Source organism: Alicycliphilus denitrificans K601 (assembly GCF_000204645.1).
Taxonomy (GTDB): domain Bacteria; phylum Pseudomonadota; class Gammaproteobacteria; order Burkholderiales; family Burkholderiaceae_C; genus Alicycliphilus; species Alicycliphilus denitrificans.
Window position 1 is genome coordinate 2,001,666 of record NC_015422.1, and the last position, 26,486, is coordinate 2,028,151.

29 protein-coding genes are annotated in these 26,486 nt (G+C 67.2%); all 29 read left to right on the forward strand.

Annotated elements, in window-relative coordinates; all coding sequences use genetic code 11:
• Positions 1-104: 104 nt before the first annotated feature.
• The 29 genes from ALIDE2_RS09475 to ALIDE2_RS09615 all read left to right on the forward strand — a co-directional run bounded on the left by ALIDE2_RS09475 (position 105) and on the right by ALIDE2_RS09615 (position 26,486).
• The gene (locus ALIDE2_RS09475; RefSeq protein ID WP_013721978.1) at positions 105-734 is read left to right on the forward strand and encodes a DUF3275 family protein; all 630 of its coding nucleotides are present in this window, start codon (positions 105-107) and stop codon (positions 732-734) included.
• A 101-nt stretch (positions 735-835) separates the two neighbouring features.
• Positions 836-1,228, forward strand: a complete 393-nt coding sequence (locus tag ALIDE2_RS09480) for a hypothetical protein (RefSeq protein WP_013721979.1) — start codon at positions 836-838, stop codon at positions 1,226-1,228.
• 7 nt (positions 1,229-1,235) lie between these two features.
• Positions 1,236-1,505 carry a hypothetical protein gene (locus ALIDE2_RS09485; RefSeq protein ID WP_013721980.1) on the forward strand — a complete coding sequence of 90 codons (270 nt, stop codon included), beginning with the start codon at positions 1,236-1,238 and terminating at the stop codon, positions 1,503-1,505.
• Between the two features lie 137 nt (positions 1,506-1,642).
• Positions 1,643-2,470 (forward strand): DUF932 domain-containing protein, encoded by an 828-nt coding sequence (locus ALIDE2_RS09490; protein ID WP_004265548.1) that lies wholly within the window; start codon positions 1,643-1,645, stop codon positions 2,468-2,470.
• 500 nt (positions 2,471-2,970) lie between these two features.
• Positions 2,971-3,627 (forward strand): hypothetical protein, encoded by a 657-nt coding sequence (locus ALIDE2_RS09495; protein ID WP_004265557.1) that lies wholly within the window; start codon positions 2,971-2,973, stop codon positions 3,625-3,627.
• A 67-nt stretch (positions 3,628-3,694) separates the two neighbouring features.
• Positions 3,695-4,810 (forward strand): DUF6094 domain-containing protein, encoded by a 1,116-nt coding sequence (locus ALIDE2_RS09500; RefSeq protein ID WP_013721981.1) that lies wholly within the window; start codon positions 3,695-3,697, stop codon positions 4,808-4,810.
• A gap of 111 nt (positions 4,811-4,921) precedes the next feature.
• On the forward strand, positions 4,922-5,227 hold the full coding sequence (locus tag ALIDE2_RS09505) for a hypothetical protein (protein WP_013721982.1): 306 nt from the start codon (positions 4,922-4,924) through the stop codon (positions 5,225-5,227).
• A gap of 102 nt (positions 5,228-5,329) precedes the next feature.
• Complete coding sequence (locus ALIDE2_RS09510; RefSeq protein ID WP_013721983.1) at positions 5,330-7,612, forward strand: helicase-related protein; 2,283 nt, start codon at positions 5,330-5,332, stop codon at positions 7,610-7,612.
• A gap of 159 nt (positions 7,613-7,771) precedes the next feature.
• A complete protein-coding gene (gene pilL2, locus ALIDE2_RS09515; protein WP_013721984.1) occupies positions 7,772-8,383 on the forward strand; it encodes a PFGI-1 class ICE element type IV pilus protein PilL2 in 612 nt (203 codons plus the stop codon).
• Entirely contained in the window at positions 8,380-9,024 is a 645-nt protein-coding gene (locus ALIDE2_RS09520; protein ID WP_013721985.1) for a hypothetical protein, read from the forward strand. The genes pilL2 and ALIDE2_RS09520 overlap by 4 nt, the downstream gene beginning before the upstream one ends.
• A 9-nt stretch (positions 9,025-9,033) precedes the next feature.
• Positions 9,034-9,765 (forward strand): TIGR03759 family integrating conjugative element protein, encoded by a 732-nt coding sequence (locus ALIDE2_RS09525; RefSeq protein ID WP_013721986.1) that lies wholly within the window; start codon positions 9,034-9,036, stop codon positions 9,763-9,765.
• Complete coding sequence (locus tag ALIDE2_RS09530) at positions 9,750-10,349, forward strand: lysozyme family protein (protein ID WP_013721987.1); 600 nt, start codon at positions 9,750-9,752, stop codon at positions 10,347-10,349. Before ALIDE2_RS09525 ends, ALIDE2_RS09530 begins: the two co-directional genes overlap by 16 nt.
• Positions 10,346-10,912, forward strand: a complete 567-nt coding sequence (locus tag ALIDE2_RS09535) for an integrating conjugative element protein (RefSeq protein ID WP_013721988.1) — start codon at positions 10,346-10,348, stop codon at positions 10,910-10,912. The genes ALIDE2_RS09530 and ALIDE2_RS09535 overlap by 4 nt, the downstream gene beginning before the upstream one ends.
• A gap of 20 nt (positions 10,913-10,932) precedes the next feature.
• Positions 10,933-13,092 (forward strand): type IV conjugative transfer system coupling protein TraD, encoded by a 2,160-nt coding sequence (traD, locus tag ALIDE2_RS09540; RefSeq protein WP_013721989.1) that lies wholly within the window; start codon positions 10,933-10,935, stop codon positions 13,090-13,092.
• Positions 13,089-13,838 carry a TIGR03747 family integrating conjugative element membrane protein gene (locus ALIDE2_RS09545; protein WP_013721990.1) on the forward strand — a complete coding sequence of 250 codons (750 nt, stop codon included), beginning with the start codon at positions 13,089-13,091 and terminating at the stop codon, positions 13,836-13,838. Before traD ends, ALIDE2_RS09545 begins: the two co-directional genes overlap by 4 nt.
• Positions 13,839-13,951: 113 nt before the next feature.
• On the forward strand, positions 13,952-14,359 hold the full coding sequence (locus ALIDE2_RS09550) for an integrative conjugative element protein, RAQPRD family (RefSeq protein WP_013721991.1): 408 nt from the start codon (positions 13,952-13,954) through the stop codon (positions 14,357-14,359).
• Positions 14,356-14,595, forward strand: coding sequence for a TIGR03758 family integrating conjugative element protein (locus ALIDE2_RS09555; protein WP_013721992.1), 240 nt, complete (start codon positions 14,356-14,358; stop codon positions 14,593-14,595). Before ALIDE2_RS09550 ends, ALIDE2_RS09555 begins: the two co-directional genes overlap by 4 nt.
• 21 nt (positions 14,596-14,616) lie before the next feature.
• The gene (locus ALIDE2_RS09560; protein ID WP_013721993.1) at positions 14,617-14,994 is read left to right on the forward strand and encodes a TIGR03745 family integrating conjugative element membrane protein; all 378 of its coding nucleotides are present in this window, start codon (positions 14,617-14,619) and stop codon (positions 14,992-14,994) included.
• Positions 14,995-15,006: 12 nt separating this feature from the next.
• Positions 15,007-15,435: a TIGR03750 family conjugal transfer protein gene (locus ALIDE2_RS09565; protein WP_013721994.1), complete on the forward strand. Its 429-nt coding sequence runs from the start codon at positions 15,007-15,009 to the stop codon at positions 15,433-15,435.
• On the forward strand, positions 15,432-16,124 hold the full coding sequence (locus ALIDE2_RS09570) for a PFL_4703 family integrating conjugative element protein (RefSeq protein WP_013721995.1): 693 nt from the start codon (positions 15,432-15,434) through the stop codon (positions 16,122-16,124). Before ALIDE2_RS09565 ends, ALIDE2_RS09570 begins: the two co-directional genes overlap by 4 nt.
• Positions 16,121-17,050: a TIGR03749 family integrating conjugative element protein gene (locus ALIDE2_RS09575; protein ID WP_013721996.1), complete on the forward strand. Its 930-nt coding sequence runs from the start codon at positions 16,121-16,123 to the stop codon at positions 17,048-17,050. Before ALIDE2_RS09570 ends, ALIDE2_RS09575 begins: the two co-directional genes overlap by 4 nt.
• Positions 17,040-18,509 (forward strand): TIGR03752 family integrating conjugative element protein, encoded by a 1,470-nt coding sequence (locus tag ALIDE2_RS09580; protein ID WP_013721997.1) that lies wholly within the window; start codon positions 17,040-17,042, stop codon positions 18,507-18,509. The genes ALIDE2_RS09575 and ALIDE2_RS09580 overlap by 11 nt, the downstream gene beginning before the upstream one ends.
• Entirely contained in the window at positions 18,490-18,924 is a 435-nt protein-coding gene (locus ALIDE2_RS09585; protein WP_013721998.1) for a TIGR03751 family conjugal transfer lipoprotein, read from the forward strand. Before ALIDE2_RS09580 ends, ALIDE2_RS09585 begins: the two co-directional genes overlap by 20 nt.
• A complete protein-coding gene (locus ALIDE2_RS09590) occupies positions 18,924-21,806 on the forward strand; it encodes a conjugative transfer ATPase (RefSeq protein WP_013721999.1) in 2,883 nt (960 codons plus the stop codon). The genes ALIDE2_RS09585 and ALIDE2_RS09590 overlap by 1 nt, the downstream gene beginning before the upstream one ends.
• 10 nt (positions 21,807-21,816) lie before the next feature.
• Positions 21,817-22,572 carry a DsbA family protein gene (locus ALIDE2_RS09595; RefSeq protein WP_013722000.1) on the forward strand — a complete coding sequence of 252 codons (756 nt, stop codon included), beginning with the start codon at positions 21,817-21,819 and terminating at the stop codon, positions 22,570-22,572.
• Between the two features lie 193 nt (positions 22,573-22,765).
• The gene (locus ALIDE2_RS09600) at positions 22,766-23,353 is read left to right on the forward strand and encodes a hypothetical protein (protein WP_013722001.1); all 588 of its coding nucleotides are present in this window, start codon (positions 22,766-22,768) and stop codon (positions 23,351-23,353) included.
• 174 nt (positions 23,354-23,527) lie between these two features.
• Positions 23,528-24,136: a TetR/AcrR family transcriptional regulator gene (locus ALIDE2_RS09605; protein WP_004393990.1), complete on the forward strand. Its 609-nt coding sequence runs from the start codon at positions 23,528-23,530 to the stop codon at positions 24,134-24,136.
• A complete protein-coding gene (locus ALIDE2_RS09610; RefSeq protein ID WP_013722002.1) occupies positions 24,133-25,284 on the forward strand; it encodes an efflux RND transporter periplasmic adaptor subunit in 1,152 nt (383 codons plus the stop codon). Before ALIDE2_RS09605 ends, ALIDE2_RS09610 begins: the two co-directional genes overlap by 4 nt.
• Positions 25,281-26,486 (forward strand): ABC transporter permease, encoded by a 1,206-nt coding sequence (locus ALIDE2_RS09615; protein ID WP_011733939.1) that lies wholly within the window; start codon positions 25,281-25,283, stop codon positions 26,484-26,486. Before ALIDE2_RS09610 ends, ALIDE2_RS09615 begins: the two co-directional genes overlap by 4 nt.

Consider the following 26,486-nt stretch of genomic DNA (forward strand, 5'->3'; position numbering starts at 1 on the left):
TCTGAATTGAGTCCGGGGCCTTGTCTTCTCCCACTCGCGTGCGCATGCGACCGTCGCCATGACGGCCGTGTGCGTGATCGCAGCTTCGTCCGCAGGAGTTCTTCATGATCACCATTCCCGGCCAATTGGCCATCAAGACCATCCACGGCCGCAACGGCGACTTCAACGTCGGGCGCCTTGCGACCTCCATCGGCGAGTTCGTCGTGAAGAACGCCGAGCTCGACCAGTACGCCGAAGGCAAGTACGAGGGCGATTTCGCCATCGCGGAGATTCGCCCGTCCACGTACAGCGCCAACGGCCGCATGGTCATCGAGATCCGCGCCCTCCTGGGTGGGATGACTTTGTCCAACATCGACGCCCTGAGCCGTGACGACGCCCGCCGGCTGAGTCCGCAGGAAGTCGATCCGATCGACGAGGAAGCGCAGACCGCCACGCCGACGCCGACGACCGCCCCCAAGGCGGCCGGCCGGAAGAAGGCGCGCAGCTCGCGCGACCCGCTGGTCGATACCACGCCGTTCGGCAGCGAGCCGGCTGCTGCGTCTGCCGAGGCTACGGCCCATGCGGACGACGACGGCGACGCGGCGCTGTTCGGCACACTCTGGCCGCTGGGCGATGTCGTCAAGCTCGATGCCACCGTGGATCGGCGCGTGCTGCGCCAGCAGCGCGACCGCCTCGGCGACCTGGGCTACGAGTTCGCTCCGCTGTCCCAGGACTGGCACCTCGCCAGGGTCTGATCCCATCGCCATTTCACGCCGCATGCCTGCGGCTTTCCACCACCCGCCGGGGATCCTTCCCCGGCGGGAGGACTCCGGCCCTTTCTCACAGGAGTCATTCCATGGGCTGGACATTCGTTCGATTGACGCGCGATCAGTTGATCCGCGAGCTGACCGCAACCGAGGAAACCGAGCGGTCGTGCAGTGAGGTCATCGACCACACGCTGGTCGGCAACGTACTGTGGACGGTGGTGCGCGTCACCGCCAAGCAGGCCGGTGTCCTGGGTCTCGCACCCGGCGAGTCGGCCACCTTGATCGGCTGCCATCTGCTGGAAAGCGAGGGCCGCGAATGGGGCTACAAGTTCCTGGTCGAGGCCGAGCACCCGTACTACTACTCGTGCCCGCTGCGCTATCTCGACATGGCGCCGCAGCGCTGCGCCACCTGGCGCGCAAGGGTGCATGCCTTCCACCAGCAGCCGACGCGCAAAGCGGCCGGCGATGCAGCCACCGAGTGAGGCGCACATGGATACCCTCCTGTCGTCCTTGCCGCCCAAGCTGCTTCGCTTCGTCGAAGACCAGTTGGCCAACAACGAGGTTTCCGACGACGACGAACTGCGCGAGCACTTCATCGCCAACGGCCTGAGCGAAGAACAGGCGTGGCAGGCACTGACCTACCGCGCGCTGTACCTGCGACACGTCTTCCTCGACGGCTTCACGCCGATCCTCAAAGGCCAGGAAGCGCTTTGCTTCAACCCGCACAGCCGCGGCTGGGAGCCGGTTCCGAACCCATAGGCCGGCCTTCACGCGGCGCACTTCTTCATCCCTTTCATCAGGCCCTGTTCAGCAGGGCTTTTCTTCGTCCTACGCAATCGCGCGCATCCGGCCTCGGCCGCTGGATGCCGATTGCTCCATTCCGCAAGGAGATCATCATGCAACTCGCATCTCGCTTCGCCCCTCGTTCCCCGGTGCTGCGCGCCGACCATCCGTTGTCGGACGATCAGATTCGCACCGTGGCCCCATCCATCTTCGCGGACACCCCGCACGAAAGCCGCTCCGAACGGTACAGTTACATCCCCACGGCGGCTGTGCTGACCGAACTGCGCAGAGAAGGTTTCCAGCCGTTCATGGTGTGCCAGACCCGCGTGCGACACGAGGATCGCCGCGACTACACCAAGCACATGCTGCGCCTTCGCCACGCCAGCCAGATCAACGGCGCCGAGGCGAACGAGATCATCCTGCTCAACTCGCACGACGGCACCAGCAGCTACCAGATGCTCGCGGGCATGTTCAGATTCGTCTGCCACAACGGCCTGGTGTGCGGCGACACCTTCGCCGACGTGCGCGTGCCCCACAAGGGCAACGTCACCGATCACGTGATCGAAGGCGCCTACGAGGTGCTGCACGGCTTCGAGCGCGTGCAGGACTCGCGCGACGCCATGCGCGTCATCACCCTCGACGACGGCGAGGCCGAAGTCTTCGCCAGGTCGGCGCTGACCTTGAAGTACGACGAGTCGGGCAAGGCCTTGCCCATCACGGAGACGCAGATCCTGCGGCCTCGTCGTTTCGACGACAACCGTGCCGATCTTTGGTCGGTCTTCAACCGGGTTCAGGAGAACCTGGTCAAGGGCGGCCTGACTGGCCGTGCCGCCAACGGGCGCCAGCAGCGCACGCGACCCGTTCAGGGCATCGACCAGAACGTCCGGCTCAACCGGGCGCTTTGGCTGCTCGCGGATGGCCTGCGTCAGCTCAAAGCCTGACCCACAAGCGGATCGTGCCTCGCGGCATGGTCCGCTTTTTCTTTGGCGGCGCTGTGCTGCCAGCGCACGGCGCACCATTCGGCTCGGTCTAACCCTGATGCGCTAACCCGTTACCCACGTGACAATTGTGGTTCGACTGCATACCTCCCTGGCTTTTCCTCCCTGAGCCAAGCAGTCATTTTTGCAGCCTCGGTGTTCCCGGGGCGGTTTTCTTTTGTGGCCGTCCTTCCAGGCCGCGGGCGATGCGCCAGCGCAAACAGGGTTGGACGCTGGGTCGGTTTTCCGCTCCCGCTGTAGGCGCACCTTGGCGCAGGCTATGTCCCATGTCCGTCGGCGTTGCCGACAACATGCCCAGGTAGTCCAGACCTTCAAGGCTACGGTGCGTTGCGACGCACGGTCTGATTCTTCACCACGACGCTCACCGCGTCTTCTTCCATCCCCCTGGGGCAGTGACTGCCCTCGCGGGTGATGCTGTCTCCGCTCACTTCGAGGACATCACCATGCCTGCACCTTCTTCCCCCAAGACGCTCTATCGCATCGACGAATGCCCCGACCTGATGGCCGATGGCGTCGTCGGTGACGAGAACGGCAACCTGGTCTTCATCTCCCTCTGGGCGCGCGACACCGCCGTCCAGGAATTCCTGGCCCGCCTCACCCTGGGCCGGGACGAACAGGGACTGGATCAGTTCCACGTCATCACCGAGCAGGGCGCCAGCATCCCGGTCTTCGTCGGCAACGTCGAGAACCTGGAGAAACGCAGCGCACGCGCCTACCGGCGCACGCTGTTCGGCTCGCTGACCAACATCTGGCTGTTCGATCGGCGCTGCGTCAAACCCGACAAGGCCAACGCCAGCGCACTGGCGCTCCTGCCTCGCGATTCCACGCACCGGCTCGACCGGCTGTGGACGCTGGTGCGGGACACGTGCCCGCTGCCGCTTCTCGATCCCTGGCGCGACAGCGTGCTGGAACTGCTGCAGGCGAAGTCGATGCTGACGCGCCTGCCGTTCGCCCTCGGGCCTCTGGAAGGCCATCGGCTCGCCATTGACGTGCCGACGCTGACCGAGGTGCTGGGCGGCCTGATCCGCAGCGGCGCGCTCGTCGGCGGCGCACCCGCCAGCCGCACCCCCTCGGCGCAACCGCTCGAAGCGGTGGCTTGAGGTTCCTTCACCGGACATGCACGCGCGCATGTCCGCATCCCTTCATCTTCAATGCCAGGAGATTCCCATGGCCCTTATGTTCCCGCGGCTCGCCCGCAACTTCGTCAAGAACGGGTACTTCCCCACGGATGAACCCACGCTCGAAAGAGCACTCACCGCACTGGCGCCCGCCGAGGCCTCGGCCGGGCCGCTGTGCATCCTCGATCCCTGCGCCGGCGAAGGCGTGGCGATCGCCGAAGCCGCGCACGCCCTCGGGCGCGAGCAGGTCCGGGCCTTCGCCGTCGAGTACGAGGCCGAGCGCGCACGCCATGCCCGGCAACTGGTCGATCGCTGCATCCACGGCGACCTGATGGACACACTGATCAGCCGGCAGAGCTTCGGCCTGCTGTGGCTCAACCCGCCGTATGGCGACCTGTCCAAGGACACCAACGGCAACGTCGGCTACCAGGGCCAGGGCCGCGCTCGGCTGGAAAAGCTGTTCTATCAGAAGGCGCTGCCGCTGTTGCAGTACGGCGGCGTGCTGATCTACATCGTCCCGCACTACGTGCTCGACGCCGAGCTGGTCGGATGGCTGACCCGGCACTTCGCCGAGTTGCGCATCTACCGCGCGGTGGACACGCAGTTCAAGCAGGTCGTGATCTTCGGTCGCAAGGTTCGCCAGCGCGACCAGGCATCGGACTCTGTCAAGGCCACGCGCGCGCTGCTGCTGCAGATAGGTCTTGGCGACGCCGAAGCGGAAGAGCTGCCAGTCGAATGGCCGTTCCTGCCCTACACGGTGCCTGCCACGGCCGAGCCGGAGCACTTCTACCGCGTGACGATGGAGCCCGAGCAGTTCGCCGAGGAAGTCGGCCGACTGCAAGGGCTCTGGCCGACGCTCGACACGCACCTGGGCGCCGCGCAGCAGTCGCTGCGGTCCCCGGCGCGGGGTTTATCGCATTGGCATCTCGCCTTGGCACTCGCCGCAGGTGCGATCTCCGGAGTGGTGAAGTCCAAGACGGGCCGCGTGCTCGTCGTCAAAGGCGACACCCACAAGGAGAAGACCTTGCACACGGAGTACACCGAGCGCGACGACGGTTCCGTGGCCGAGACGCGCATCCTGACCGACAAGTTCGTGCCGGTCATCCGCGCCTGGGACATGACACCGGGCTCGCCGACCTGCGGTGAGGTGCTGACCATCCGCTGATCGCTGTTCCCTGACGGTTCGCCGTCGTTTCATCCACCACTCATCCACCCAACGGGGCCATCTCACCCCGCCGGGTGTCGTGGCCCCTCTTTCATCCGAAGGAGTAACACCATGGCACTCGCAGTTCTCAACGTGGCGTCGCAAGCACGCTTTGCCCCCGGGCACCTGGTCATGACCTGCGGCATCGACGCGCTGGTCCGGCAGGGCCGGCTCAACCCGACCCCGTACCTCTGCCGCCATCTCAATGGCGATTGGGGAGATCTCGACGACAGCGACCGGCGGCAGAACGATGCCGCGTTGCGCTCCGGCGAGGATCGGCTGTTCTCGTCCTACCAGGTCGCGCCTGACCTGAAGCTCTGGATCATCACCGAATGGGATCGCAGCGTGACCACGCTGCTGCTGCCCAGCGAATACTGATCTTCATCCACCGCGGCCGCGCGCCGCTTCTTTCTTCCCACCACGGGGCATGCCATCGCCCCGCAGGGGGGGTGCATGCCCCATCTTCTTTGGAGCATCACCATGTCTCTCGATACCGACGTTGTTCCCGCCGCCCATGGCACGCCCATCCAGGGCGACCTGCTCGAAGCGGCTGCTTCTCCCCTGGCGATGAGCCTTCAGGATTTCGTTGCCGAGTTCGGCGACGAGCTGCTGGATTCGCTCAACCGCGCCAACCCTCCCGTCTACACCGGCCAGGCCCGGCCGCATCGGCAGCTCGTGCTGGCCAGTCTCAAGCGCAAGCTGTTCGGCGCGCAAGCCGAGGTGGTGCATGCCGTCACCGAGTTGCTGGCCGACCGCGGCGAACGCGCCGCGATCGTCAATGGCGAGATGGGCTGCGGCAAGACGACCGTTGGCATCGCCACGGCGGCCGTGCTGCACGCCGAAGGTTACCGCCGCACGCTGGTCCTCTCACCGCCTCACCTGGTCTACAAGTGGCGCCGGGAAATCCAGGAGACCGTGGCCGGCGCGAAGGTCTGGGTGCTCAATGGCCCGGACACGCTGGTCAAGCTCATCAAGCTGCGCGAGCAGTTGGGCGTGCCGGTACGCGGCCAGGAGTTCTACGTGCTCGGGCGCGTGCGGATGCGCATGGGTTTCCACTGGAAGCCCGTCTTCAACGTGCGGCACACGAAGCACGGCGAAGTCGGCGCATGCCCGGATTGCGGCCAGGTCATCACCAACCTCGACGGCGAGCCGATCAACCCGGTCGAACTCGAAGCCGAGGACTACCGCCGCCGGTGCAGCCATTGCGCCGCACCGCTGTGGACGCTGATGCGACCGCGGAGCCTATCCGCCAGCGACCAGTCCACGGCCGTCTTCAAAGCCTTGCAGCGCATCCCGACCATCGGGGAAGTCACCGCGCAGAAGCTGATGAAGAAGTTCGGCGACGGCTTCCTGGCCTCGATGCTGGGCGACAACATCCACGAGTTCATCAACCTCATGGATGCCAAGGGCGAGCTGGTCTTCTCGGATCGTCAGGCGCACCGCATGGAGCGGGCGATGGCGAACATGGAGTTCAGCTTCGGCGAAGGCGGCTACCAGCCGTCCGAGTTCGTCAAACGCTACCTGCCGCAAGGCACGTTCGATTTGCTCATCGCCGACGAGGCGCACGAGTACAAGAATGGCGGCTCCGCACAGGGCCAAGCGATGGGGGTGTTGGCAGCCAAGGCACGCAAGACGCTGCTGCTCACCGGCACGCTGATGGGCGGCTACGGCGACGACCTGTTCCACCTGCTGTTCCGAGCCCTGCCTGGGCGAATGATCGAAGACGGCTACCGCCCGACCAAGAGCGGCAGCATGACCTCGGCCGCGATGGCGTTCATGAGGGATCACGGCATCCTCAAGGACATCTATTCCGAGAGCACGGGCACGGCGCACAAGACGGCCAAGGGCACCAAGGTCTCGGTGCGCACGGTCAAGGCGCCGGGCTTCGGCCCGAAGGGCGTGCTGCGTTGCGTCCTGCCGTTCACGGTATTCCTCAAGTTGAAGGACATCGGCGGCAACGTGCTGCCGTCCTACGACGAGGAGTTCCGCGAGGTGGCGATGGACACGGCGCAAGCCGCGGCTTATCGCGATCTGTCGTTTCGTCTGACCTCGGCGCTGAAACAGGCGCTGGCCAAGCGCGACACGACGCTGCTCGGTGTGGTCCTCAACGTGCTGCTGGCCTGGCCGGATTGCTGCTTCCGGTCGGAGACGGTGGTGCACCCGCGCACACGCCAGACCTTGGCCTTCGTTCCGGCTCAGTTCAACGAGCTGGAGGTGATGCCCAAGGAGCGCGAGCTGATCGAGATCTGCAAGCAGGAGAAGGCTGCGGGTCGCAAGACGCTGGTCTATTCGGTCTACACCGGCACGCGCGACACCACGTCGCGCTTGAAGGTGCTGCTGGAGCAGGAAGGCTTCAAGGTGGCGGTGCTGCGCGCAAGCGTGGATGCCTCCCGCCGCGAGGACTGGATCGCCGAGCAGTTGGACCGCGGCATCGACGTGCTGATCACGAACCCCGAGCTGGTGAAAACCGGCCTGGACCTGTTGGAGTTTCCGACGATCGTGTTCATGCAGTCGGGCTACAACGTCTACAGCCTGCAGCAGGCGGCCCGGCGCTCATGGCGCATCGGCCAGAAGCTGCCGGTTCGCGTGATCTACCTCGGCTACACGGCTTCCTCGCAGATGACCTGCCTGGGGCTGATGGCGCGAAAGATCATGGTCTCGCAGAGCACGTCGGGAGACGTGCCCGAGTCGGGATTGGACGTGCTGAACCAGGACGGTGATTCCGTCGAGGTGGCACTGGCCCGGCAACTCGTCGCGGCCTGATCCACCCACCCACGCCGGCTGCCCTTCGGGGCGCCGGCTTCTTTTTTCCGTGCATCGATGGCGCGCGATGAAGTCGGGCGCCTGCCAGTTCCCTTTGTTTGCTGCCCGAACGCTTCGCGGCGGCGATGGTGAGGGCTCCGTGTTCCAGGGAATTGCCCCATGCAACCACTCACCTGCGTCGCTCACCGCCTGGCTGTGCCTGCCGTGCTGGCCGGCTGCGTGCTCATCACCGGCTGCGCCGCCACGGGCACGACGAGCCCTCCCACTGTCCATGACTCGCTCCCCGAGCCTGCGGTGTTGGTCAGGACCATCGCCCCGGAGCCCGAGCCGGGCCTGATCCCGGTGGCCCGCTACGGGCGCTACACGCTGGTCGAGATGGTGCCGGAACCGGCACAGCGCGACCTGCTGCGACAGGTGATCGAGATTTCGATTCCGCCGATCTTGGACGCGAGCGTCGGCGATGCCCTTCGGCACGTGCTGCTGCGCACCGGCTATCGGCTCTGCGACGCGACGGAGGCGACCGCGCTGCACGCGTTGCCGCTGCCGGCGGCGCACCTGCGGCTCGGGCCGCTACCGCTGCGCGATGCCTTGCTGGCACTCGCCGGCCCGGCCTGGGAACTGTCCGTCGATGACGCTTCGCGCGCGGTGTGCTTCACGCGCGTGACGACTGCGCGTGCGCCGAGCGCAAGCCCGATTCCCGCGGCTCCGGCATCGAGCGCGCCGGCCGCCGAACCCGCCGATTCCCACGTGCCCCAGGAGGCCCAACCATGACCATCCCGCAGCTTCCCGACGAGAACGCCGGCCGCGCGCGCTGGTTGAAGATCACAGCGGCCGCATGGCTGCTGCTCGTGAGCATCCTGGCCGTGGTCAACAGCGTGGGCCTGTCGCGCCTGAGCGAGCAAAGCCAGGCCAGCGCCCAGGATGCCCACGTGCAGGCGCTCAACACGCGCGTCGCCGAACTCGAACAGCAGGCGGCGGCCTCGAAGAACCAGCCCAAGCCCGTCACCCAACCCGACTTGGAGGCCGCCCGCAAGTTGCTGGACGAACGCCTGGCACAGGTGGAGCACACCCAGGGCGCAGACGCCCATGCCGGCGACTTGCAGGCGCTGCAGGCGCGCATGGGCGACCTCGAAGCTCGCATGAAGCGAACCGCCGCGCCTGCCGCGGCACCCCGGCGTACCGCCGAGCCGGCCAAGCCCAAGGTGCCCGAACCGCCGTTCAACGTCGTGGGTGTGGAGCTGCGCGGCGGCGAGCGCTTCCTGTCAGTGTCGGCGCCCCAGGCCTCGTCGGTGCTGGACGTGTGGCTGCTGCGCGAAGGCGATGCCGTGGGCGCGTGGCATCTGCTGGCGATCGAGGCGCGCGCCGCCGTGTTCCGCGTGGACGGCCAGACCCAGCGCATCGCGCTGCCGTAGGGGCCGGCCATGAAGCACGCCGCGATCTACCTCGCCGCCATCCTCGCCGCTGTCGTAGGCACCGCAGGCACGGCCTCGGCGCAGTCGGCGCCGGTCGCGTCCTCGCGCACCGTTCCCGCCCAGGTGCACAACAGCACCGACGCCGCACTGGACGAACGGCTGGCGCGCGATTGGGGCCTGCGCCCCGAGGAGTGGGCGCGCTACCGGCAACTGATGCAGGGGCCGCTGGGCATCTATTCCCCGAACCTCGATCCGCTCACGGCGCTGGGCATCGAGGCGCGCAGCGACGAGGAACGCAGCCGCTATGCGGAGCTGCAGGTGCAGGCGGAATCGAAGCGCGTGGGCAAGACGCTGGCCTACCAGCGGGCCTACGACGCGGCCTGGAAGCGGCTGTATCCGGGACAGCAGCGCGTGAACATGCCGGGTGCGAAGGCACCGGGCGCTGGCAACCGGGGCTCGGGCCGGCTGGCGGTTTTCGTGAAAGCCGAGTGCCCCCCGTGCGAGCAGCGCGTGCGCCAGTTACAAGCGGCCGGCACCGCCTTCGACCTCTACATGGTCGGCAGCCGCCAGGAGGACGCCCGCATCCGCCAATGGGCGACGCAGGCCGGCATCGACGCCGGCCGCGTGCGCTCGCGCACCATCACGCTCAACCATGACGCCGGGCGCTGGCTGTCGCTCGGCCTGCCCGGCGACCTGCCCGCCGTGGTGCGCGAGGTCAACGGCCAATGGCAGCGGCAATAACGGCAACGAGCTTGGCTCGCCGCGCCGACCGCGCGGCATTGGTCCTGGTGCTCTGCGCCTGCACGGCCATCGCCTTCGGCCAGGAAGTGCCGCCACCCGCCTACCAGCTCGCGGCCCAGCAGGCGGGCGTGCCGTCGCCGGTGCTGTACGCGGTGGCGCTGCAGGAGAGCGGCGCCCGGCTGCGCGGCCGGCTGATCCCGTGGCCGTGGACGCTCAACGTCGCCGGCCGCGCCGAACGCTACGCCACACGGGCCGAGGCCTGCGCCGGCATCCGCCGGGCGCTCGCCCGCACGCCGGCCAACCGCATCGACGCCGGCCTCGGCCAGGTCAACCTCGGCTACCACGCGCACCGCTACGCGCATCCCTGCGAGCTGCTCGACCCGTACCGCAACCTCGCCATCGCCGCGGAAATCCTGCAGGAGCAGCACACGCCGGGCGACAACTGGCTGGTCGCCATCGGCCGCTACCACCGCCCCGCAGGCGGGGCGCCGGCCGCCCGCTATCGCCGCAGCGTCCATCAGCACCTGACCCGCGTGCTCGGGCCGGGCGCTGCACTTCCCACTGCCCGGAGCCCCATGCCATGAACCGCATCCTCCTTGCCGCCATGGCGGCACTGCTCGCCGCCACGGCCCACGCACAGGGCCGCAGCCCCTATACCAAGCCGGCGTCGCCGCCGCTGATCGTGGTCGAGGACAAGGGCGGCACCTCGGCGCTGCCGTACTACCGGGCCTTGAACCCGCAGGATGCGCAGCCAGGCCAACCGGTCACACCGCAACCCGCGCCCCAATCCAAGCCGCGAATTGGCAGTCCTGCCGAAGCCGAGGCGGCCATGCTGCCGGTGCGCTCGGTGCGGCTCACGCCGGGCGACGAGCCGCGCCGCGTGATCCGCACACCGGGCCTGACGCCGCTGTTCCTGATCGGCGACGACGACCGCTCACGAGCCTGGCTCAAACAGCGAGGCAAGGACTTGCAGGCGCTGCACGCCGTGGGGTTGGTGGTCAATGTGGCGACGCCCGAAGCCCTGGCCACGCTGCGCCGCCTGGCACCGGGCTTGATGCTCTCGCCGGCCTCGGGCGACGAGCTGGCGCAGCGCTTGGGGCTCAAGCACTACCCGGTGCTGATCACCGCTACGGGCATCGAGCCCTGACGTGACGTGAAGCACCAGCCATGGCCCAGTCCCAAGCCGTCGAAGTCTTGCTGCGGCCAGCGGTGGAGCTATACACCGTCGCGGTCTGTGCGGGCGCCGCGTTTCTGTGCCTGGTGGCCCCGTGGTCGCTCGCGCTGAGCCCCTTGCTGGGCCTGGGCAGCGCGCTAGCCTTCCTGACCTTCGGTGCGCTGCGCTTGCACGACGCCTGGGCCATCCTGCGCTACCGGCGCAACATCCGGCGCCTGCCGCGCTATGTGATGACCAGCCGCGACGTGCCGGTCAGCCAGCAGCGGCTCTTCGTCGGCCGGGGCTTCCGCTGGGACCAGCGGCACACGCACCGGCTGATGCAGACCTACCGGCCGGAGTTCCGCCGCTACGTCGAGCCGACGGCGATCTACCGGGCAGCGCGGCGCATGGAAGAGCGCCTGGAGTTCGCGCCGTACCCGCTGTCCAAGATGGCGAAGGCCCTGGCCTGGGACAGTCCGCTCAACCCGGCACGGCCGCTGCCGCCGGTGGGAGGCCTGCCGCGGCTGCACGGCATCGAGCCGCACGAGGTCGACGTCACGCTGCCGTTGGCCGAACGGGTCGGCCATTCGTTGGTGCTCGGCACGACGCGTGTCGGCAAGACCCGCCTGGCCGAGTTGTTCATCACGCAGGACATCCGGCGCAAGGTCAATGGGCAGCACGAGGTCGTAATCGTCTTCGACCCCAAGGGCGATGCGGACCTCTTGAAGCGCATGTATGTGGAGGCCAAGCGCGCCGGGCGCGAAGGCGAGTTCTACGTCTTCCACCTGGGCTGGCCGGACATCTCGGCGCGCTACAACGCGGTGGGCCGCTTCGGGCGCATCAGCGAAGTCGCCACGCGCATCGCTGGCCAGCTCTCCGGTGAAGGCAACAGCGCGGCTTTCCGCGAGTTTGCCTGGCGCTTCGTCAACATCATCGCGCGTGCCCTGGTGGAGCTGGGGCAGCGGCCCGATTACCTGCTGATCCAGCGCCACGTCATCAACATCGATGCGCTGTTCATCGAGTACGCGCAGCACTACTTCGCCAAGAACGAGCCGAAGGCCTGGGAGGTCATCGTCCAGCTCGAAGCCAAGCTGAACGACAAGAACATCCCGCGCAACATGATCGGCCGCGAAAAGCGCGTCGTCGCGCTGGAGCAGTACCTGTCGCAGGTGCGCATCTACGACCCGGTGCTCGACGGCCTGCGCAGCGCGGTGCGCTACGACAGGACGTACTTCGACAAGATCGTCGCATCGCTGCTGCCGCTGCTGGAGAAGCTGACCACCGGCAAGATCGCGCAGTTGCTGGCGCCGAACTATTCGGACCTCGCCGACCCACGCCCGATCTTCGACTGGATGCAGATCATCAGGAAGCGGGCCGTGGTCTACGTCGGGCTCGATGCGCTGTCGGACGCGGAAGTCGCGGCGGCGGTCGGCAACTCGATGTTCTCCGACCTCGTATCCGTCGCGGGTCACATCTACAAGTTCGGCATCGACGACGGCCTGCCGGATGCCGCGACGGGCATCAAGGTGCCCATCAACGTCCATGCCGACGAGTTCAACGAACTCATGGGCGATGAGTTCATCCCGATGGTCAACAAGGGCGGCGGCGCAGCCGTCCAGGTCACGGCCTACACGCAGACCCTCTCGGACATCGAGGCCCGCATCGGCAACCGCGCGAAGGCGGGCCAGGTCGTGGGCAACTTCAACAACCTGTTCATGCTGCGCGTGCGCGAGACCGCCACGGCCGAACTGCTGACGCGCCAACTGCCCAAGGTCGAGGTCTACACGACGACAGTGATGAGCGGCGCCACCGACAGCTCCGACCCGACCGGCAACACCGCCTTCACGTCGAACACGCAGGACCGCATCAGCAGCAACAGCGTGCCGCTGATCGAGCCGGCGCACGTGGTGGGCCTGCCCAAAGGCCAATGCTTCGCGCTGATCGAGGGCGGGCACCTGTGGAAGGTGCGCATGCCGTTGCCGGCACTGGACCCCGACGAGGCCATGCCCAAGGATCTGCAGGAGCTGGCCGGCTACATGCGGCAGCACTACGTCGAGGCCGGCGAGTGGTGGGACAACAAGGGGCTTCCCGGCCTGCAGGACCAGGCGCTGCCCGACGATCTGCTGGCCGACTTCAAGCAGATGGCGGGCGCGGATGAAGAGGCCACGGCATGAGCGACCCCGCCGTCGCCGTCCAGCGCCAACAGGTTCGCCAGCAGGGCCTGATCGCGGGGCTGGTGACGCTGCCGTTCCGGCTGTTCGGTGTGTTGATCGGTTCGCTCCTGCTGTGCATCGTGATCGAGTGCATTGGCATGCACTTCCTCTGGCCCGAGCAGGGCTGGCGCCATGCCCAGGGCATGCTGAACTATGAGCTGTCGCAGGTCTCGGAGCACTTCACGCAAAGCGTGCTGGTACAGGAACCGGGGCGCAGCGCGCGCCAGCTCGTAGAGTGGGCCTACCAAGGGCTGTTTGTGAAGACGGGCCTGCTGGACTGGATACGCGACGCCGCGGCGCAATCGCGTGCCGGCGCGCGCAGCCAGGCGCAGGATTTCCGGTACTACATCGGGCAGCTCTACGTGCACGTCGAGAGCTACCTGATCGCCTCGGCCTATACGGTGCTGGTGTTCCTCGTGCGGCTGCTGGTGCTGGTCCTGACCTTGCCGCTGTTCCTGATGGCGGCCTTCACCGGCCTGGTGGACGGGCTCGTGCGCCGCGACGTGCGCGGCTTCGGCGCCGGGCGCGAATCGGGCTTCGTCTACCACCGGGCGAGAGCCAGCCTGATGCCGCTGGCGGTGCTGCCCTGGGTCACTTACCTCGCGCTGCCGGTCAGCGTGCATCCGCTGCTGATCCTGCTGCCCAGCGCGGCGCTGCTCGGCGTCGCGGTGTGCATCGCGTCGGCGACGTTCAAGAAGTACCTGTAGCCGCATCGGCCGCCGCCGCGGAAAGCGGTGGCGGGCCGGTTCCGATTGATTGCGGCACTGGAAGACCGGCCGTTTGAGCATCGAGCCATCCGCATGCCTCGGAGAACGGCTCGATGGAAACCACTCGAAACCCTGCGCAGGTCCGCTGCTATGCCGCGGCAGCGCTCCGGGCTGTGCGTCTCGCGGCGCTGCTGCTTGCCGCTGCCGGATTGCAGCCCGCCATCGCTGCCGATGGCTCCGACAACGCCGCGGAGCGCGAGATGCTCGCCGCGGTGACGCGCCAGCTCGAACTGCTGGACCGCCTCGCCGAGCACGCCGCCACCACAGCGCCGCAGGAGCGCGCCCGCTACCACTTCGACTACGTGCGCCTGCGTGCCGACCTGGAGCGCGTGCGCGCCGGGGTGCGCGACTACCTCGTTCCACAACGCGCCCAGCCGCGCGATCCTGTGCCGCCGGCCGGCGACTACACGCGCAGCAACGCAACCACGGCAACCCCTGGCAAGGAGGCTACGTCGCCATGACGCCTTCCGCCGATCAGGTCGCCGCCTTCTCGGCCAACGGCGGCTTTTCGCCCGGGGCCGTCTCCACCGTCGTGCTCGGTTTCGTCTTCGCCGTCCTGCTGCTGTGGGGCGTGTGGGCGATGCGCACGGCCTATGTCGGCTGGGCCGAGCACCACCTGACCCAACGCCAGTTCCTCGGCGTCATCGCGCGCTTCGTCGCGATGTACCTGGTGCTGGGCTTTTTCCTCCTGTCCTGACCCCATGAAAGGTGTATCGCCATGAACGCTCCCGCTACTTCTCGCCGCCCCACGTCGCGGCCCGCCGCGCGCCTCGCCGCGCTGCTGATCCCGCTGGGCATCGCCGCCACGCCGCTGCCGTCGTTCGCCGACCTTCCCACGCTGGAAGACCCGTCGCGCGGCACCGGCAGCGGCATCATGCAGACGCTGCAAAACTACGGCTACGACATCGTGCTGCTGATCGCGCTGCTCGTCGTCGCCTCGATGTTCGTCGGTGTCTGCTACCACGCCTACACGCGCTACGCCGAGATCCACACCGGCCGCGCGACCTGGGGCCAGTTTGGCCTGACGGTGGCGGTGGGCGCGATCCTGCTGGTCGTCGGCATCTGGCTGCTGACCAAGGCCACCGGCGTCCTGTAAGGCCCGGAAACGATGGCCGGCGCCCTGGAGAGTCCGTCGCGCGACGGGCTCGTGACCTTCCTGCCGCACCGCCTCAACCGCCACCCGGTGGTCGTGCGCGGGCTCACGGCCGACGAGCTGTGGGTCTGCGCCGGGCTGTCCGGCGCGGCCGGTCTCGTGGCCGGCGTGCCGCTGGCCTGGCTGACGCACAGCATCGCGATGGTGCCCACGCTGATCGTCGCCGGCATCGGTGTCGGTGTCTTCGTGGGCGGCGGCCTGCTGCGGCGGTGGAAGCGCGGCCGGCCCGACACCTGGCTGTACCGCCAGCTCCAGTGGCGCCTCGCGCTGCGCTACCCCGCGCTGGCTGCGCATGCGGGCCGGGGCCAGCTCATCACCCGGTCGGGCTGGTGGTCCACGCGGCGCCTGCGGCCCGATCCGTCCCTGCGTCGAGGTAGACCATGAGCCGATTCAAGAACGAGGTCGCGCACCTGCAGGCGCATGTGAAGACCTTGCGCCTGGCTGGCGCCGCACTGTTCGTGGTGGCGCTGCTGCTCGGCTTCGGCTGGTGGAGCGCACCCAAGAGCCTGACCATCCACGTGCCACCCGACCTGCGCTCGGGCAGCACGCGCAAGTGGTGGGACGTGCCGCCGGAGAGCGTCTACGCCTTCACCTTCTACATTTGGCAGCAGGCCCAGCGCTGGCCGACCAACGGCGAGCAGGACTACCCGCGCAACCTGCATGCGCTGTCGGCCTACTTCACGCCGAGCTGCCGCGCCTTTCTGCAACAGGACTTCGAGTTTCGGCGCAGCAACGGCGAGCTGCGTCAGCGCGTGCGCGGCATCTACGAGATACCCGGCCGCGGCTACGGCGACGACCCGGCCATGCGCGTGCGCACCGTGTCCGCCAACAACTGGATCGTCACGCTGGACGTGAGCGCTGACGAGTACCTGGGCGCCGAGCAGGTCAAGCGCGCGCTCGTGCGCTACGCGCTCAAGGTCGTGCGCATGGACGTGGACCCCGAGCGCAATCCGTTCGGCCTGGCGCTGGACTGCCATGCACGCGCGCCGGAACGCATCGAAACCCCGCCGCCTGCGGCGCCGCCCGGCAGGGCCGCGAGCGCCGGCTCCAACCTGCAGGGAGACACCCCATGAAGCCCTTTGTGATGCGCCCGTTCGCTGCGGCCCTGGCCGGTCTGCTGCTGTGCCTGGCTTTCGTGCCTGCGGTCCATGCCGTCGAAATCCTGCGCTGGGAACGGCTGCCGCTGGCCGTGCCGCTGGTGGTCGGCCAGGAGCGCGTGGTGTTCATCGAGCGCAACGTGCGCATCGGCGTGCCGGCCGGCATCGGCGAGCAGTTGCGCGTGCAGAGCGCCGGGGGGGCGATCTACCTGCGCGCCAACGCGCCGATTCCACCCACACGGCTGCAACTGCAGGACGTGGAGTCGGGCGCGCTGATCCTGCTGGACATCGCGGCCGAGCCGGCGAAGGCGGGCCAGCCCGCGCTCGAACCCGTGCGCATCGTCGAAGGCGACGTGCCGTCCACTCGCTATGGCGAGCTGGTCAAGCCTACGGTGACGGCGGACGACGATGCGGAGCGCACCGTCACCACGGTGAAGCGCGCCACGCCGGTGGCCGTCGTGCTCACGCGCTATGCGGCGCAGAACCTCTATGCGCCGCTGCGCACCGTGGAACCTGTCCCCGGCATCGGCCGGGTCAACCTGCGGCGCGGCCTGGAGCTTTCCACCTTGCTGCCCACGCTGCCGGTGCGTGCGCAAGCGCTGGCCGCCTGGCGGCTCGAAGACCAGTGGGTGACTGCGGTGAAGCTCACCAATGTCTCGGCACGCTTGCTTGATCTGGACCCGCGCGCGTTGCAAGGCGACTTGCTCGCCGCGACCTTCCAGCACCCGAACCTGGCGCCGGCCGGCCGCGCTGCCGACACCACGGTGGTCTACCTCGTTACCCGTGGCCACGGCCTGGCCGAGTCGCTGCTGCCCAAGCTCTCACCGATCGACGCGACGGTGAACCTGCCGCCGGCCGCGGCGGCCGGCCAGGCCGAAGGAGGTACCCGCCATGAAAAGTAACCCTCTCCTGAAGTGGCTGCTGATCCCGATGGCGCTGGTGCTGCTGTTCGTGGGCCTCAAGATGTTCTCCGGTGATCGCGGCGCCAGGCCGGCGCCGGCCGGCACCGCCAAGCCGCTCACGCCCGAGGAGATGAAGGCGCTGGGCATCGAGGGCGACACGCCGCGCGATACCGTCGCCACGCTGGTGGCGCAGGTCAAGCAGTTGCGCAACGAGCTGCAGACGGCGCTCAACGACAACAAGAACCAGAAGACCGAGAACGAGCGCATGCGCGCACGGGAGAGCGCGATCGACCAGCGCATCCAGTCCGCGCTCGACGGCGAGCGCGGCCGCCTGCAGCAGGACCGCGAGCAATTGGCCGGCGACCGCCAGCAGACCCAGGGCCTGCTGCAAGACTTGCAGCGGCGCCTGGACGGTCTCTCCGGCAAGGGCGGCCAGGCCGAACTGCCCGTGGGCCTCGGCCTGGAGGAAGGCGACGGTAAGGGCTTCGGCGGAACCCAGGGCGGCGCCGCGCGCAGTACCAGCGGCACGCGCTGGGTGGAGCCGGACGACGCGAAGCCCTCGGCGAAGAACGGCAGCAGCGGCGGCCTGAACTTCCCGACCAGCTTCGGGCCGGCGCAGAAGACGCTTTCCGACACGGCCGACAGCGTGGCAAGCACCGTGGCGAACGCCGGCAACCGCGCGGTGGGTGCGTCGTCAAAGCCGGTCTACACGGTGCCGTCGAACTCGACGCTGATGGGCTCGATCGCGATGACGGCGCTGATCGGCCGCGTGCCGATCGACGGCACGGTCAACGACCCGTACCCGTTCAAGGTGCTGATCGGCCCGGACAACCTGACCGCCAACGGCATCGACATTCCCGACGTGGCCGGCGCGGTGGTCAGCGGCACGGCCTCGGGCGACTGGGCGCTTTCCTGCGTGCGCGGCCAGATTCGCTCGGTGACGTTCGTCTTCAACGACGGCACGGTGCGCACGATGCCGGAGGACGGCAACCGCAACCAGAGCGGCGGCGGCCAGGGCAATGGTGCAAACAGCACGACGCAAGGCGGCCTGGGCTGGATCAGCGATCCCTACGGCATCCCCTGCGTCAGCGGCGAACGGCGCAGCAACGCGCAGCAGTACCTGGGTTCGCAAGCCCTCATCACCGCGGCCGGCGCCGGCGCCGCTTCGCTGATCAAGTCGGACAACGGCAGCGTGGCCGTGGTCGCCAACAGCAACGGCTCGCTTGGCACGGTAGGCATCAGCGGCAACGAGGCGATGGGCCGCATCCTGGCCGGGGGCGTCCGCGACATGGCCGATTGGGTCAACAAGCTCTACGGCCAAGCCTTCGCCGCCGTCTACGTGCGGCCCGGCGCCAAGGTCGCGGTGCATTTGGAGCAGCCGCTCAACATCGACTACGACGCCAAGGGGCGCCGGGTCAATCACCGCATCGGAGGCAAGCATGCGTCGGATTTGGATTGAATCGGCCGCGATCCTGTGCGCGGTCCTGGTGCTGGGCGGCTGCGCCACCAGCAAGGACAAATTGCTGCCGCACGGCGATCGCACCATGCTCGACGTGTGGAATCAGGAGACGGGCGGCAGCGCCGGTGGTGGGCAGGCAGCGCGGCAACTGCTCGATGCACGCCAGGACTTGCGCCGGCCGCTGACCGAGGCCGACGTGCAGGCGGCGCCCGCCGCCGCTGCCGCCTACACGCGCACCGCGGCCAACGAGATTTACCGCCAGTTCCGGCGCCTGCCGAACCCGGACCTGGTGATGTACGTGTTCCCGCACCTAGCCGGCACCGACCCGGTGCCCGTGCCCGGCTACACCACCGTGTTCCCGCTCTACCAGCGCGTGCAGTACGCGATGCCTGGCGAGCGCCTGGAGGACTACTGATGGCCTGGTCGTTGCCCTGGGCACGCAAGGCCGTCACGCCCGCCGGCCCCGACCTGGATGCCGATGACGCCTGGGCGCAGCATGTCTCCACGCTGGTCGCGCACGGCATTCCCGAGCCCGGCAGCGCGGTGGGGAGCCAGCCGCGCCCGCCGGCCACCGAAGCGGACCTGCAGGCGCTCTACGGCGTGGCACCGTCCTTCGCCGACCTGTTGCCGTGGGTGGAGTACCTGCCCGGCTCCAAGAGCATGTTGCTTGAAGACGGCCAGTCGGTTGCGGGCTTCTTCGAACTGGCCCCGGTCGGCACCGAAGGCCGTGAGATGGCCTGGCTGTGGCAGGCACGCGATGCACTGGAGAACGCGCTGCAGGACTCGTTCGACGAACTCGACGAGAACCCGTGGGTGGTGCAGCTCTACGCCCAGGACGAATCGACCTGGGACACCTACCTGCGCGGGCTGGCCGACTATGTGCGGCCGCGCGCCCAGGGCAGCGCCTTCACGGACTTCTACCTGCGTTTCTTTGGGCACCACCTGCGCGCCATTGCCAAGCCCGGCGGGCTGTTCGAGGACACCACGGTGACGCGGCTGCCGTGGCGCGGCCAGGTCCGGCGCGTGCGAATGGTGGTCTACCGGCGCGCGAACGCTGCGACCGCATCGCGGCGCGGCCAGTCCCCCGAGCAGGCGTTGACGACGATCTGCGACCGGCTCGTGGGCGGCCTCGCCAACGCGGGCGTGAAATCCCGCCGCATGGAGGCGGCCGACATCCACGACTGGCTGCTGCGCTGGTTCAACCCGCACCCGACGCTGCTCGGCCCCAGCGCCGACGACCGCGAGCGCTTCTATGCGCTCACGCGCTACCCCGAGGCAGTCGAAGACGGCGAGATCGAGCTGGCCAGCGGAGACTTCGCGCAGCGCCTGTTCTTCGGCCAGCCGCGCTCGGACGTGGCGAACGGCACGTGGCTGCTCGACGGCATGCCGCACCGGGTCATCGTGATGGACCGGCTGCGCATGCCCCCCGCGACCGGACACGTCACCGGCGAGACGCGCAAGGGCGGCGATGCGGTCAACGCGCTGTTCGACCAGATGCCCGAGGACACGGTGATGTGCCTGACCGTCGTCGCGACGCCGCAGGACGTGCTCGAAGGGCACCTGAACCACCTGAGCAAGAAGTCGGTCGGCGAGACGCTGGCCTCGGAGCAGACGCGCCGCGACGTGCAGGAAGCGCGCGGGCTGATCGGCAGCGCGCACAAGCTCTACCGCGGCGCGCTGGCCTTCTATCTGCGCGGACGCGACCTGCCGCAGCTCGACGCGCGCGGCCTGCAACTGATCAACGTCATGCTCAACGCCGGCCTGCAGCCGGTGCGCGAGGAAGACGAGGTGGCGCCGCTCAACAGCTACCTGCGCTGGCTCCCGTGCGTGTTCGATCCGGCCACCGACAAGCGCCAGTGGTACACGCAACTGATGTTCGCGCAGCACGCCGCGAACCTCGCGCCGGTGTGGGGCCGCAGCCAGGGCACCGGCCATCCGGGCATCACGTTCTTCAACCGCGGCGGCGGGCCGATCACCTTCGACCCGCTGAACCGGCTCGACCGGCAGATGAACGCCCACCTGTTCCTGTTCGGTCCCACCGGCTCGGGCAAGAGCGCCACGCTCAACAACATCCTGAACCAGGTGACGGCGATCTACCGGCCGCGGCTGTTCATCGTCGAGGCGGGCAACAGCTTCGGCTTGTTCGGCGACTTCGCGGCGCGGCTGGGTATGAAGGTGCATCGCGTCAAGCTGGCCCCCGGCGCCGGGGTGAGCCTCGCTCCGTTCGCCGACGCCCACCGGCTTGTCGAAACGCCCAGCCAGGTGCAGACGCTGGATGCCGACGCGCTGGACGAGGACCGCGACGAGGCGGTACAGGCAGCGGATGCCGACGAGCAGCGTGACGTGCTGGGCGAACTGGAAATCACCGCGCGGCTGATGATCACTGGCGGCGAGGACAAGGAAGAAGCGCGCATGACGCGCGCCGACCGCAGCCTGATCCGCCAGTGCATCCTCGACGCGGCGCAGCACTGCGTGGCCGAGCAGCGCACGGTGCTCACGCGCGACGTGCGCGATGCGTTGCGCGAGCGTGCCCGCGATACGTCGCTGCCCGAGGTGCGGCGCGCGCGGCTACTGGAGATGGCGGACGCGATGGATATGTTCTGTCAGGGCGTGGACGGCGAGATGTTCGACCGGCCCGGCACGCCGTGGCCCGAGGCCGACATCACCATCGTGGACCTCGCCACCTTTGCGCGCGAGGGCTACAACGCGCAGCTCTCGATCGCCTACATCTCGCTGATCAACACGGTCAACAACATCGCCGAGCGCGACCAGTTCCTGGGTCGACCGATCATCAACGTGACGGACGAGGGCCACATCATCACCAAGAACCCGCTGCTCGCGCCCTACGTCGTGAAGATCACGAAGATGTGGCGCAAGCTCGGCGCCTGGTACTGGCTGGCGACGCAGAACATCGACGACCTGCCCAAGGCCGCCGAGCCCATGCTGTCGATGATCGAGTGGTGGATCTGCCTCTCCATGCCGCCGGACGAGGTGGAGAAGATTGCGCGCTTCCGCGAGCTGAACCCGGCGCAGAAGGCGCTGATGCTTTCCGCGCGCAAGGAGGCAGGCAAGTTCACCGAGGGCGTGATCCTCTCCAAGAGCATGGAGGTGCTGTTCCGTGCGGTGCCGCCCAGCCTGTACCTGGCACTGGCTCAAACCGAGCCGGAAGAGAAGGCGGAACGCTTCCAGTTGATGCAGCAGTACGGCATCGGCGAGTTGGATGCGGCTTTCAGGATCGCCGAGAAGATCGACCTCGCTCGCGGCATCGAATCGCTGGCGCTCGATGCGCTGGCGTGAGGAAAACACCATGCAGGTCGCTCGCTTCATTCCATTCCGCTCCGTTGCATTGGTCGCTGTGCTGCTTGTCGTTGCGCTGATCGCGGCGGCCTGGCTGGGCTTGCAGCCACAGACGCCGACCGCTGAGCCCGCCTCCCTCTCGGCCGAAGCGACCGCAGCACCTGCACCGGCACCCGCCGCCACGGCCGGCCCACCTTGGCGCTATGGCCGCGACGATGCGCGCTTCACGGTAGAGGAGTACGCCGACCTCGAATGTCCGTTCTGCCGCGCCTACTTCGCGGTGCTCAAGCAGTGGATCAACTCGCACCCAGAGGTGAACTGGCAGTGGCACCACCTGCCGCTGACGACGCACGAGCCGGCCGCGACGGCCAATGCGCGCCTGGTCGAGTGCGTCGGCGAGGCCGGCGGTCCGACCGCGTTCTGGCAGGCGGTCGAATGGGTCTACGCGCACACCCGCGGCGACGGCCAGGGCCTGCCCGAGGGCCTGGGCTATCCCGGCATCACGACGGCTGCCCAGCAGTGCCTTGACAGCGACCGCCCCGACACACTGATCCGCGCGCAGTCGGCGAGCGCCGCGCAGGAGGGCATCAAGGTCACGCCCACGCTGCGCCTGCAGGATCGCCAGTCCGGCAAGACGCTGCTGCTGCATGGCCCGGTCGACGGCGATGCGCTGCTGTCGGCCATCGACCTGCTGGCGGCCGGTGGCACCAACGAGACCGCATCGAAGGAAATGCCTGCCGAGTCCCTCGGCGACATGCCCAAGTAGCCACGATCTTCAAGGCTACGCCGCGGCCCCGGCCGCGCTGATCGACCCCGTTCGCTTCGCATCCGTCGACGCGGACAGCCGCCGCGCCGCGGTGGCGGATGCCTGTTCTTCCTTCGCTTGTTGTTCATCCCACGCCGGTCGCCTACGCCCGCAGGGGCGGCATGGCGCTTCCGCACCTTCTTTGGAGACTGCCATGCAACCCAAGACCCATGTTGTCGATGGCGTGACCTTCGTGGCCACGCCTTACCGCGCCGGAACCTTCATCCGCGAGGACGTGTTCTGGTGCCAGTTCACCATCACCTGCCAAGGCTACATCGAGTACCCCGAGGACGATCCCGTTTTCGGGACCTGGTGGACACCTCACATCCTTGAGCTGGGCCAACACGGCCTGATCGAGGATGCCTTGGCCCTCGCAGCGGACGAACTGTCAAAAGACGAGTTCGATCTGAGGTCGGAGATCGAGGCGCTGGACTTTCGGCCGGAGCTGGTCCTGATCCGCGATTCGCTCGATCGGCTGGTTGTCTCCGGCGAGGTGCAGTGCGGCGGCCGCATCCGCTGGTGCGAACCCACCGCCTCAGATGCGGAAGCCGCCGACGTCGCGAAGCAGGTTGATGACCTGCGCGGCGAGGCTTCCTACGAAGCTGGCTGGGACAACCACAGCACGGCCGAGCGCCTGCGCCTGCGCGCCCGCGTACTGGCCGGCCGGGTGGTCGATCCGTTCTGGCAGGCCCATGCCCGCCGCGCCGTTCAAGCCTCGGCGGCTAGGGCTGCGGTCGCCTGATCCCCACGGGAGCTTCGGCTCCCGTTCTTCTTGGGGACGTCTCAGAAAACGGAAAATAAAGCACGTTAAGCCCATTGCAGACTCTAGATATTGACGAGTACGTCGGGTTTTCTCTTGTTTGAGTTGCCTCTTGTGGTAGGATGGTAATCAATTACTATCTTACAAGGAGTGCTCGTGGACACCCATCCAAAGCATCTGCCGGCCGATGAACGTCGTGCCGTAACTGTCGAGTCCGTCGTGGCGCTTGCCGGTTCACAAAACCCAAGCGAGATAACCACTGCGGCTATCGCTAAACACATGAACTTGACCCAGGGTGCGCTGTTTCGGCACTTCCCGAACAAGGAAGCCATTTGGCAGGCGGTCATGGAGTGGGTAGCAGAGCGCCTATTAGCCAGAATCGATCGATCCGCACAAGGAATCGAGTCGCCCTTGGCAGCCATGGAGGCGATGTTCATGAGTCATATCGAATTCGTAGCTGAGCACCCAGGCGTGCCAAGAATGATGTTTGGTGAGCTTCAGCGTGCCGAATCGACACCGGCCAAGCGCATGGTGCAAACCTTGATTCAGCGCTACGGCGAACGTTTGCATCGTCTCATCGAGAAAGGCAAGGCCAGCGGCGAGTTGTCTCCCTCGCTTGACAACGAGGCGGCGGCAACGCTGTTCATTGGCACGATCCAGGGCTTGGTCATGCAATCGCTGTTGGCGGGTGATGTGGGACGTATGCACCGCGATGCGCCGCGCGTCTTTGCAATTTATCGGCGTGGCATAAGGAGTGCGCAATGAAAAAGTTACCCTTGCAAGGCCGCACCCTGGCGCTGCTTGCCGTCATCATTCCTTTGTTGGTGCTTTTTATTTATGTCGGTCTGCGATCAGGGCCGCTCGCCCCGGTCGCTGTGACGGTGGCAAGTGTGGAATCACGGGCTATCACACCGGCGCTGTTCGGCATCGGTACGGTGGAGGCGCGCTACACTTATAAGATCGGGCCGACGTTTGCCGGGCGCGTCAAACGCCTGGAGGTGCATGTAGGCGACCAGGTCAAGGCCGGACAGGTGCTCGGCGAGATGGATCCGGTCGACCTCGATGATCGGGTGCGCTCACAGGAGTCGGCATTCAAGCGTGCGGAAGCGGCTTTGCGCGAGGCAGAAGCCCGGCAAGCCTACGCGCAAACCCAGGCGCGCCGCTATGAGCAATTGTTTGCGGTGCGCTCGACCAGCGAGGAAATCGTCACCACCAAGCGGCAGGAACTGCAGATCGCCGATGCCGCCCTATCCGCCGCTCGGGAAGATATTGCCCGGGCACGCTCCGACCGAGAAGGACTCGTCGCGCAGCGGAGCAATCTGCGCCTGATCGCGCCGGTCGACGGTGTAGTCGCCGTGCGCGATGCCGATCCCGGCACGACCATCGTCGCAGGCCAGGCCGTGGTGGAAGTGATCGACCCCAAGAGTTTTTGGATCAATGTGCGCTTCGACCAGATCAGCGCATCGGGGCTGGCTGGGGGGCTGCCGGCTCGTATCGTCCTGCGTTCGCGTGGCGGCCAGACGTTGAATGGTCGCGTGCTGCGGGTGGAACCCAAGGCCGACGCGGTAACCGAGGAAACGCTCGCCAAGGTGACATTCGATAACAAACCAGAACCTTTGCCACCGGTGGGTGAACTGGGCGAAGTCACGGTTGACTTGCCGGCGCTCCCGGCCGCTCCACTGATCCCCAACTCTGCCGTCCAGCGTGAGGGCGACAAAGTCGGGGTCTGGCAAATCGTGGATGGTGATCTGCGTTTCTCCCCGGTCAAGCTCGGCACTTCCGACCTCAATGGTTACGTGCAGGTGCGCGAAGGGCTCAAGAATGGGGACCAGGTTGTGACCTATAGCGAAAAGGCACTGACGGCGCGCAGCCGCATCCATGTGGTCGACCACATCCCAGGAGTGTCACGATGATCAGCCTGGCCGGCCGCGACATTCTCCATGCCTGGGGAAAGTTCGTCTTCACTGGCATCGGTCTGGGTCTGCTGATCGGCGTCACCCTGGTCATGGCCGGGGTGTACCGGGGCATGGTGGACGACGGCAAGGCGCTGCTCGACAACAGTGGCGCCGACCTTTGGGTGGTGCAAAAGGACACTCTGGGTCCTTATGCGGAGTCGTCCAGCCTCAACGATGACGTGTATCGCGCCATCCTCGCCATGCCGGGAGTCGCCCAGGCAGCGAACGTGACCTACCTGACCATGCAGGTACGCAAGGGCGAGAGTGATGTACGCACCATGGTGGTCGGCATCGCGCCCGGCGCGTTGGGGGCTACACCCGGATGGCCTCCTTATCTCGTCGCTGGACGCCAGATCACGCGCGGTCACTACGAGGCGGTGGCCGACATCGCCACCGGCTTCAAACTGGGAGATCGTCTTGCCATTCGCCGAAATCATTACACCGTCGTTGGGCTTACACGGCGCATGGTGTCGTCCAGCGGCGACCCGATGGTATTCATTCCGCTCAAGGATGCCCAAGAGGCTCAGTTCCTCAAGGACAACGACGCCATTTGGCAAAGCCGGCGTCGCACCGAAGCCAACCCGGCTTTCAATCGACCCGGTGTTCCAGGTTTGCTGGATGCCGTGATTGCTTCACAGAGCACCAACGCGTTCGTCAATGCAGTACTGGTCACACTGAAACCTGGCCATACGCCGGACGAGGTTGCCGAATCCATCCGGCGCTGGAAGCGTTTGACGGTCTACACCCGGGCACAGATGGAAGACATCCTCGTCGGCAAGTTGATCGCCACCTCGGCCAAGCAGATCGGCATGTTCTTAGTGATTCTGGCCATCGTTAGCGCGGCCATCGTTGCCTTCATCATCTATTCGCTGACGATGGACAAAATCCGCGAGATCGCGGTTTTGAAGCTCATCGGCACACGCAACCGAACCATCGCCGCGATGATCATGCAGCAGGCGCTCGCCCTGGGCGTGATTGGTTTCGTGGTCGGCAAGATCACAGCCACTTTCTCAGCGCCCCTGTTTCCCAAGTACGTACTGTTGATGCCGTTCGACTCCATCGCCGGTTTTTTCGCCGTGCTCGTGATCTGCGTTCTAGCCAGCATCGTCGCCATTCGCATGGCACTCAAGGTCGATCCGGCCGAAGCCATTGGAGGTTGA

Bases quoted from the DNA above. Each gene is read 5' to 3' on its own strand.
- ALIDE2_RS09565 (WP_013721994.1), top strand. From the start codon at position 15,007: ATGGCCGGCGCCCTGGAGAGTCCGTCGCGCGACGGGCTCGTGACCTTC.
- ALIDE2_RS09610 (WP_013722002.1), top strand. From the start codon at position 24,133: ATGAAAAAGTTACCCTTGCAAGGCCGCACCCTGGCGCTGCTTGCCGTC.
- ALIDE2_RS09490 (WP_004265548.1), top strand. From the start codon at position 1,643: ATGCAACTCGCATCTCGCTTCGCCCCTCGTTCCCCGGTGCTGCGCGCC.
- ALIDE2_RS09590 (WP_013721999.1), top strand. From the start codon at position 18,924: ATGGCCTGGTCGTTGCCCTGGGCACGCAAGGCCGTCACGCCCGCCGGC.
- traD (WP_013721989.1), top strand. From the start codon at position 10,933: ATGGCCCAGTCCCAAGCCGTCGAAGTCTTGCTGCGGCCAGCGGTGGAG.
- ALIDE2_RS09595 (WP_013722000.1), top strand. From the start codon at position 21,817: ATGCAGGTCGCTCGCTTCATTCCATTCCGCTCCGTTGCATTGGTCGCT.
- ALIDE2_RS09480 (WP_013721979.1), top strand. From the start codon at position 836: ATGGGCTGGACATTCGTTCGATTGACGCGCGATCAGTTGATCCGCGAG.
- ALIDE2_RS09530 (WP_013721987.1), top strand. From the start codon at position 9,750: ATGGCAGCGGCAATAACGGCAACGAGCTTGGCTCGCCGCGCCGACCGC.
- ALIDE2_RS09500 (WP_013721981.1), top strand. From the start codon at position 3,695: ATGGCCCTTATGTTCCCGCGGCTCGCCCGCAACTTCGTCAAGAACGGG.
- ALIDE2_RS09585 (WP_013721998.1), top strand. From the start codon at position 18,490: ATGCGTCGGATTTGGATTGAATCGGCCGCGATCCTGTGCGCGGTCCTG.
- ALIDE2_RS09550 (WP_013721991.1), top strand. From the start codon at position 13,952: ATGGAAACCACTCGAAACCCTGCGCAGGTCCGCTGCTATGCCGCGGCA.
- ALIDE2_RS09510 (WP_013721983.1), top strand. From the start codon at position 5,330: ATGTCTCTCGATACCGACGTTGTTCCCGCCGCCCATGGCACGCCCATC.
- ALIDE2_RS09555 (WP_013721992.1), top strand. From the start codon at position 14,356: ATGACGCCTTCCGCCGATCAGGTCGCCGCCTTCTCGGCCAACGGCGGC.
- ALIDE2_RS09580 (WP_013721997.1), top strand. From the start codon at position 17,040: ATGAAAAGTAACCCTCTCCTGAAGTGGCTGCTGATCCCGATGGCGCTG.
- ALIDE2_RS09545 (WP_013721990.1), top strand. From the start codon at position 13,089: ATGAGCGACCCCGCCGTCGCCGTCCAGCGCCAACAGGTTCGCCAGCAG.
- ALIDE2_RS09485 (WP_013721980.1), top strand. From the start codon at position 1,236: ATGGATACCCTCCTGTCGTCCTTGCCGCCCAAGCTGCTTCGCTTCGTC.
- ALIDE2_RS09475 (WP_013721978.1), top strand. From the start codon at position 105: ATGATCACCATTCCCGGCCAATTGGCCATCAAGACCATCCACGGCCGC.
- ALIDE2_RS09570 (WP_013721995.1), top strand. From the start codon at position 15,432: ATGAGCCGATTCAAGAACGAGGTCGCGCACCTGCAGGCGCATGTGAAG.
- ALIDE2_RS09495 (WP_004265557.1), top strand. From the start codon at position 2,971: ATGCCTGCACCTTCTTCCCCCAAGACGCTCTATCGCATCGACGAATGC.
- ALIDE2_RS09505 (WP_013721982.1), top strand. From the start codon at position 4,922: ATGGCACTCGCAGTTCTCAACGTGGCGTCGCAAGCACGCTTTGCCCCC.
- ALIDE2_RS09615 (WP_011733939.1), top strand. From the start codon at position 25,281: ATGATCAGCCTGGCCGGCCGCGACATTCTCCATGCCTGGGGAAAGTTC.
- ALIDE2_RS09575 (WP_013721996.1), top strand. From the start codon at position 16,121: ATGAAGCCCTTTGTGATGCGCCCGTTCGCTGCGGCCCTGGCCGGTCTG.
- ALIDE2_RS09525 (WP_013721986.1), top strand. From the start codon at position 9,034: ATGAAGCACGCCGCGATCTACCTCGCCGCCATCCTCGCCGCTGTCGTA.
- ALIDE2_RS09535 (WP_013721988.1), top strand. From the start codon at position 10,346: ATGAACCGCATCCTCCTTGCCGCCATGGCGGCACTGCTCGCCGCCACG.
- pilL2 (WP_013721984.1), top strand. From the start codon at position 7,772: ATGCAACCACTCACCTGCGTCGCTCACCGCCTGGCTGTGCCTGCCGTG.
- ALIDE2_RS09600 (WP_013722001.1), top strand. From the start codon at position 22,766: ATGCAACCCAAGACCCATGTTGTCGATGGCGTGACCTTCGTGGCCACG.
- ALIDE2_RS09560 (WP_013721993.1), top strand. From the start codon at position 14,617: ATGAACGCTCCCGCTACTTCTCGCCGCCCCACGTCGCGGCCCGCCGCG.
- ALIDE2_RS09520 (WP_013721985.1), top strand. From the start codon at position 8,380: ATGACCATCCCGCAGCTTCCCGACGAGAACGCCGGCCGCGCGCGCTGG.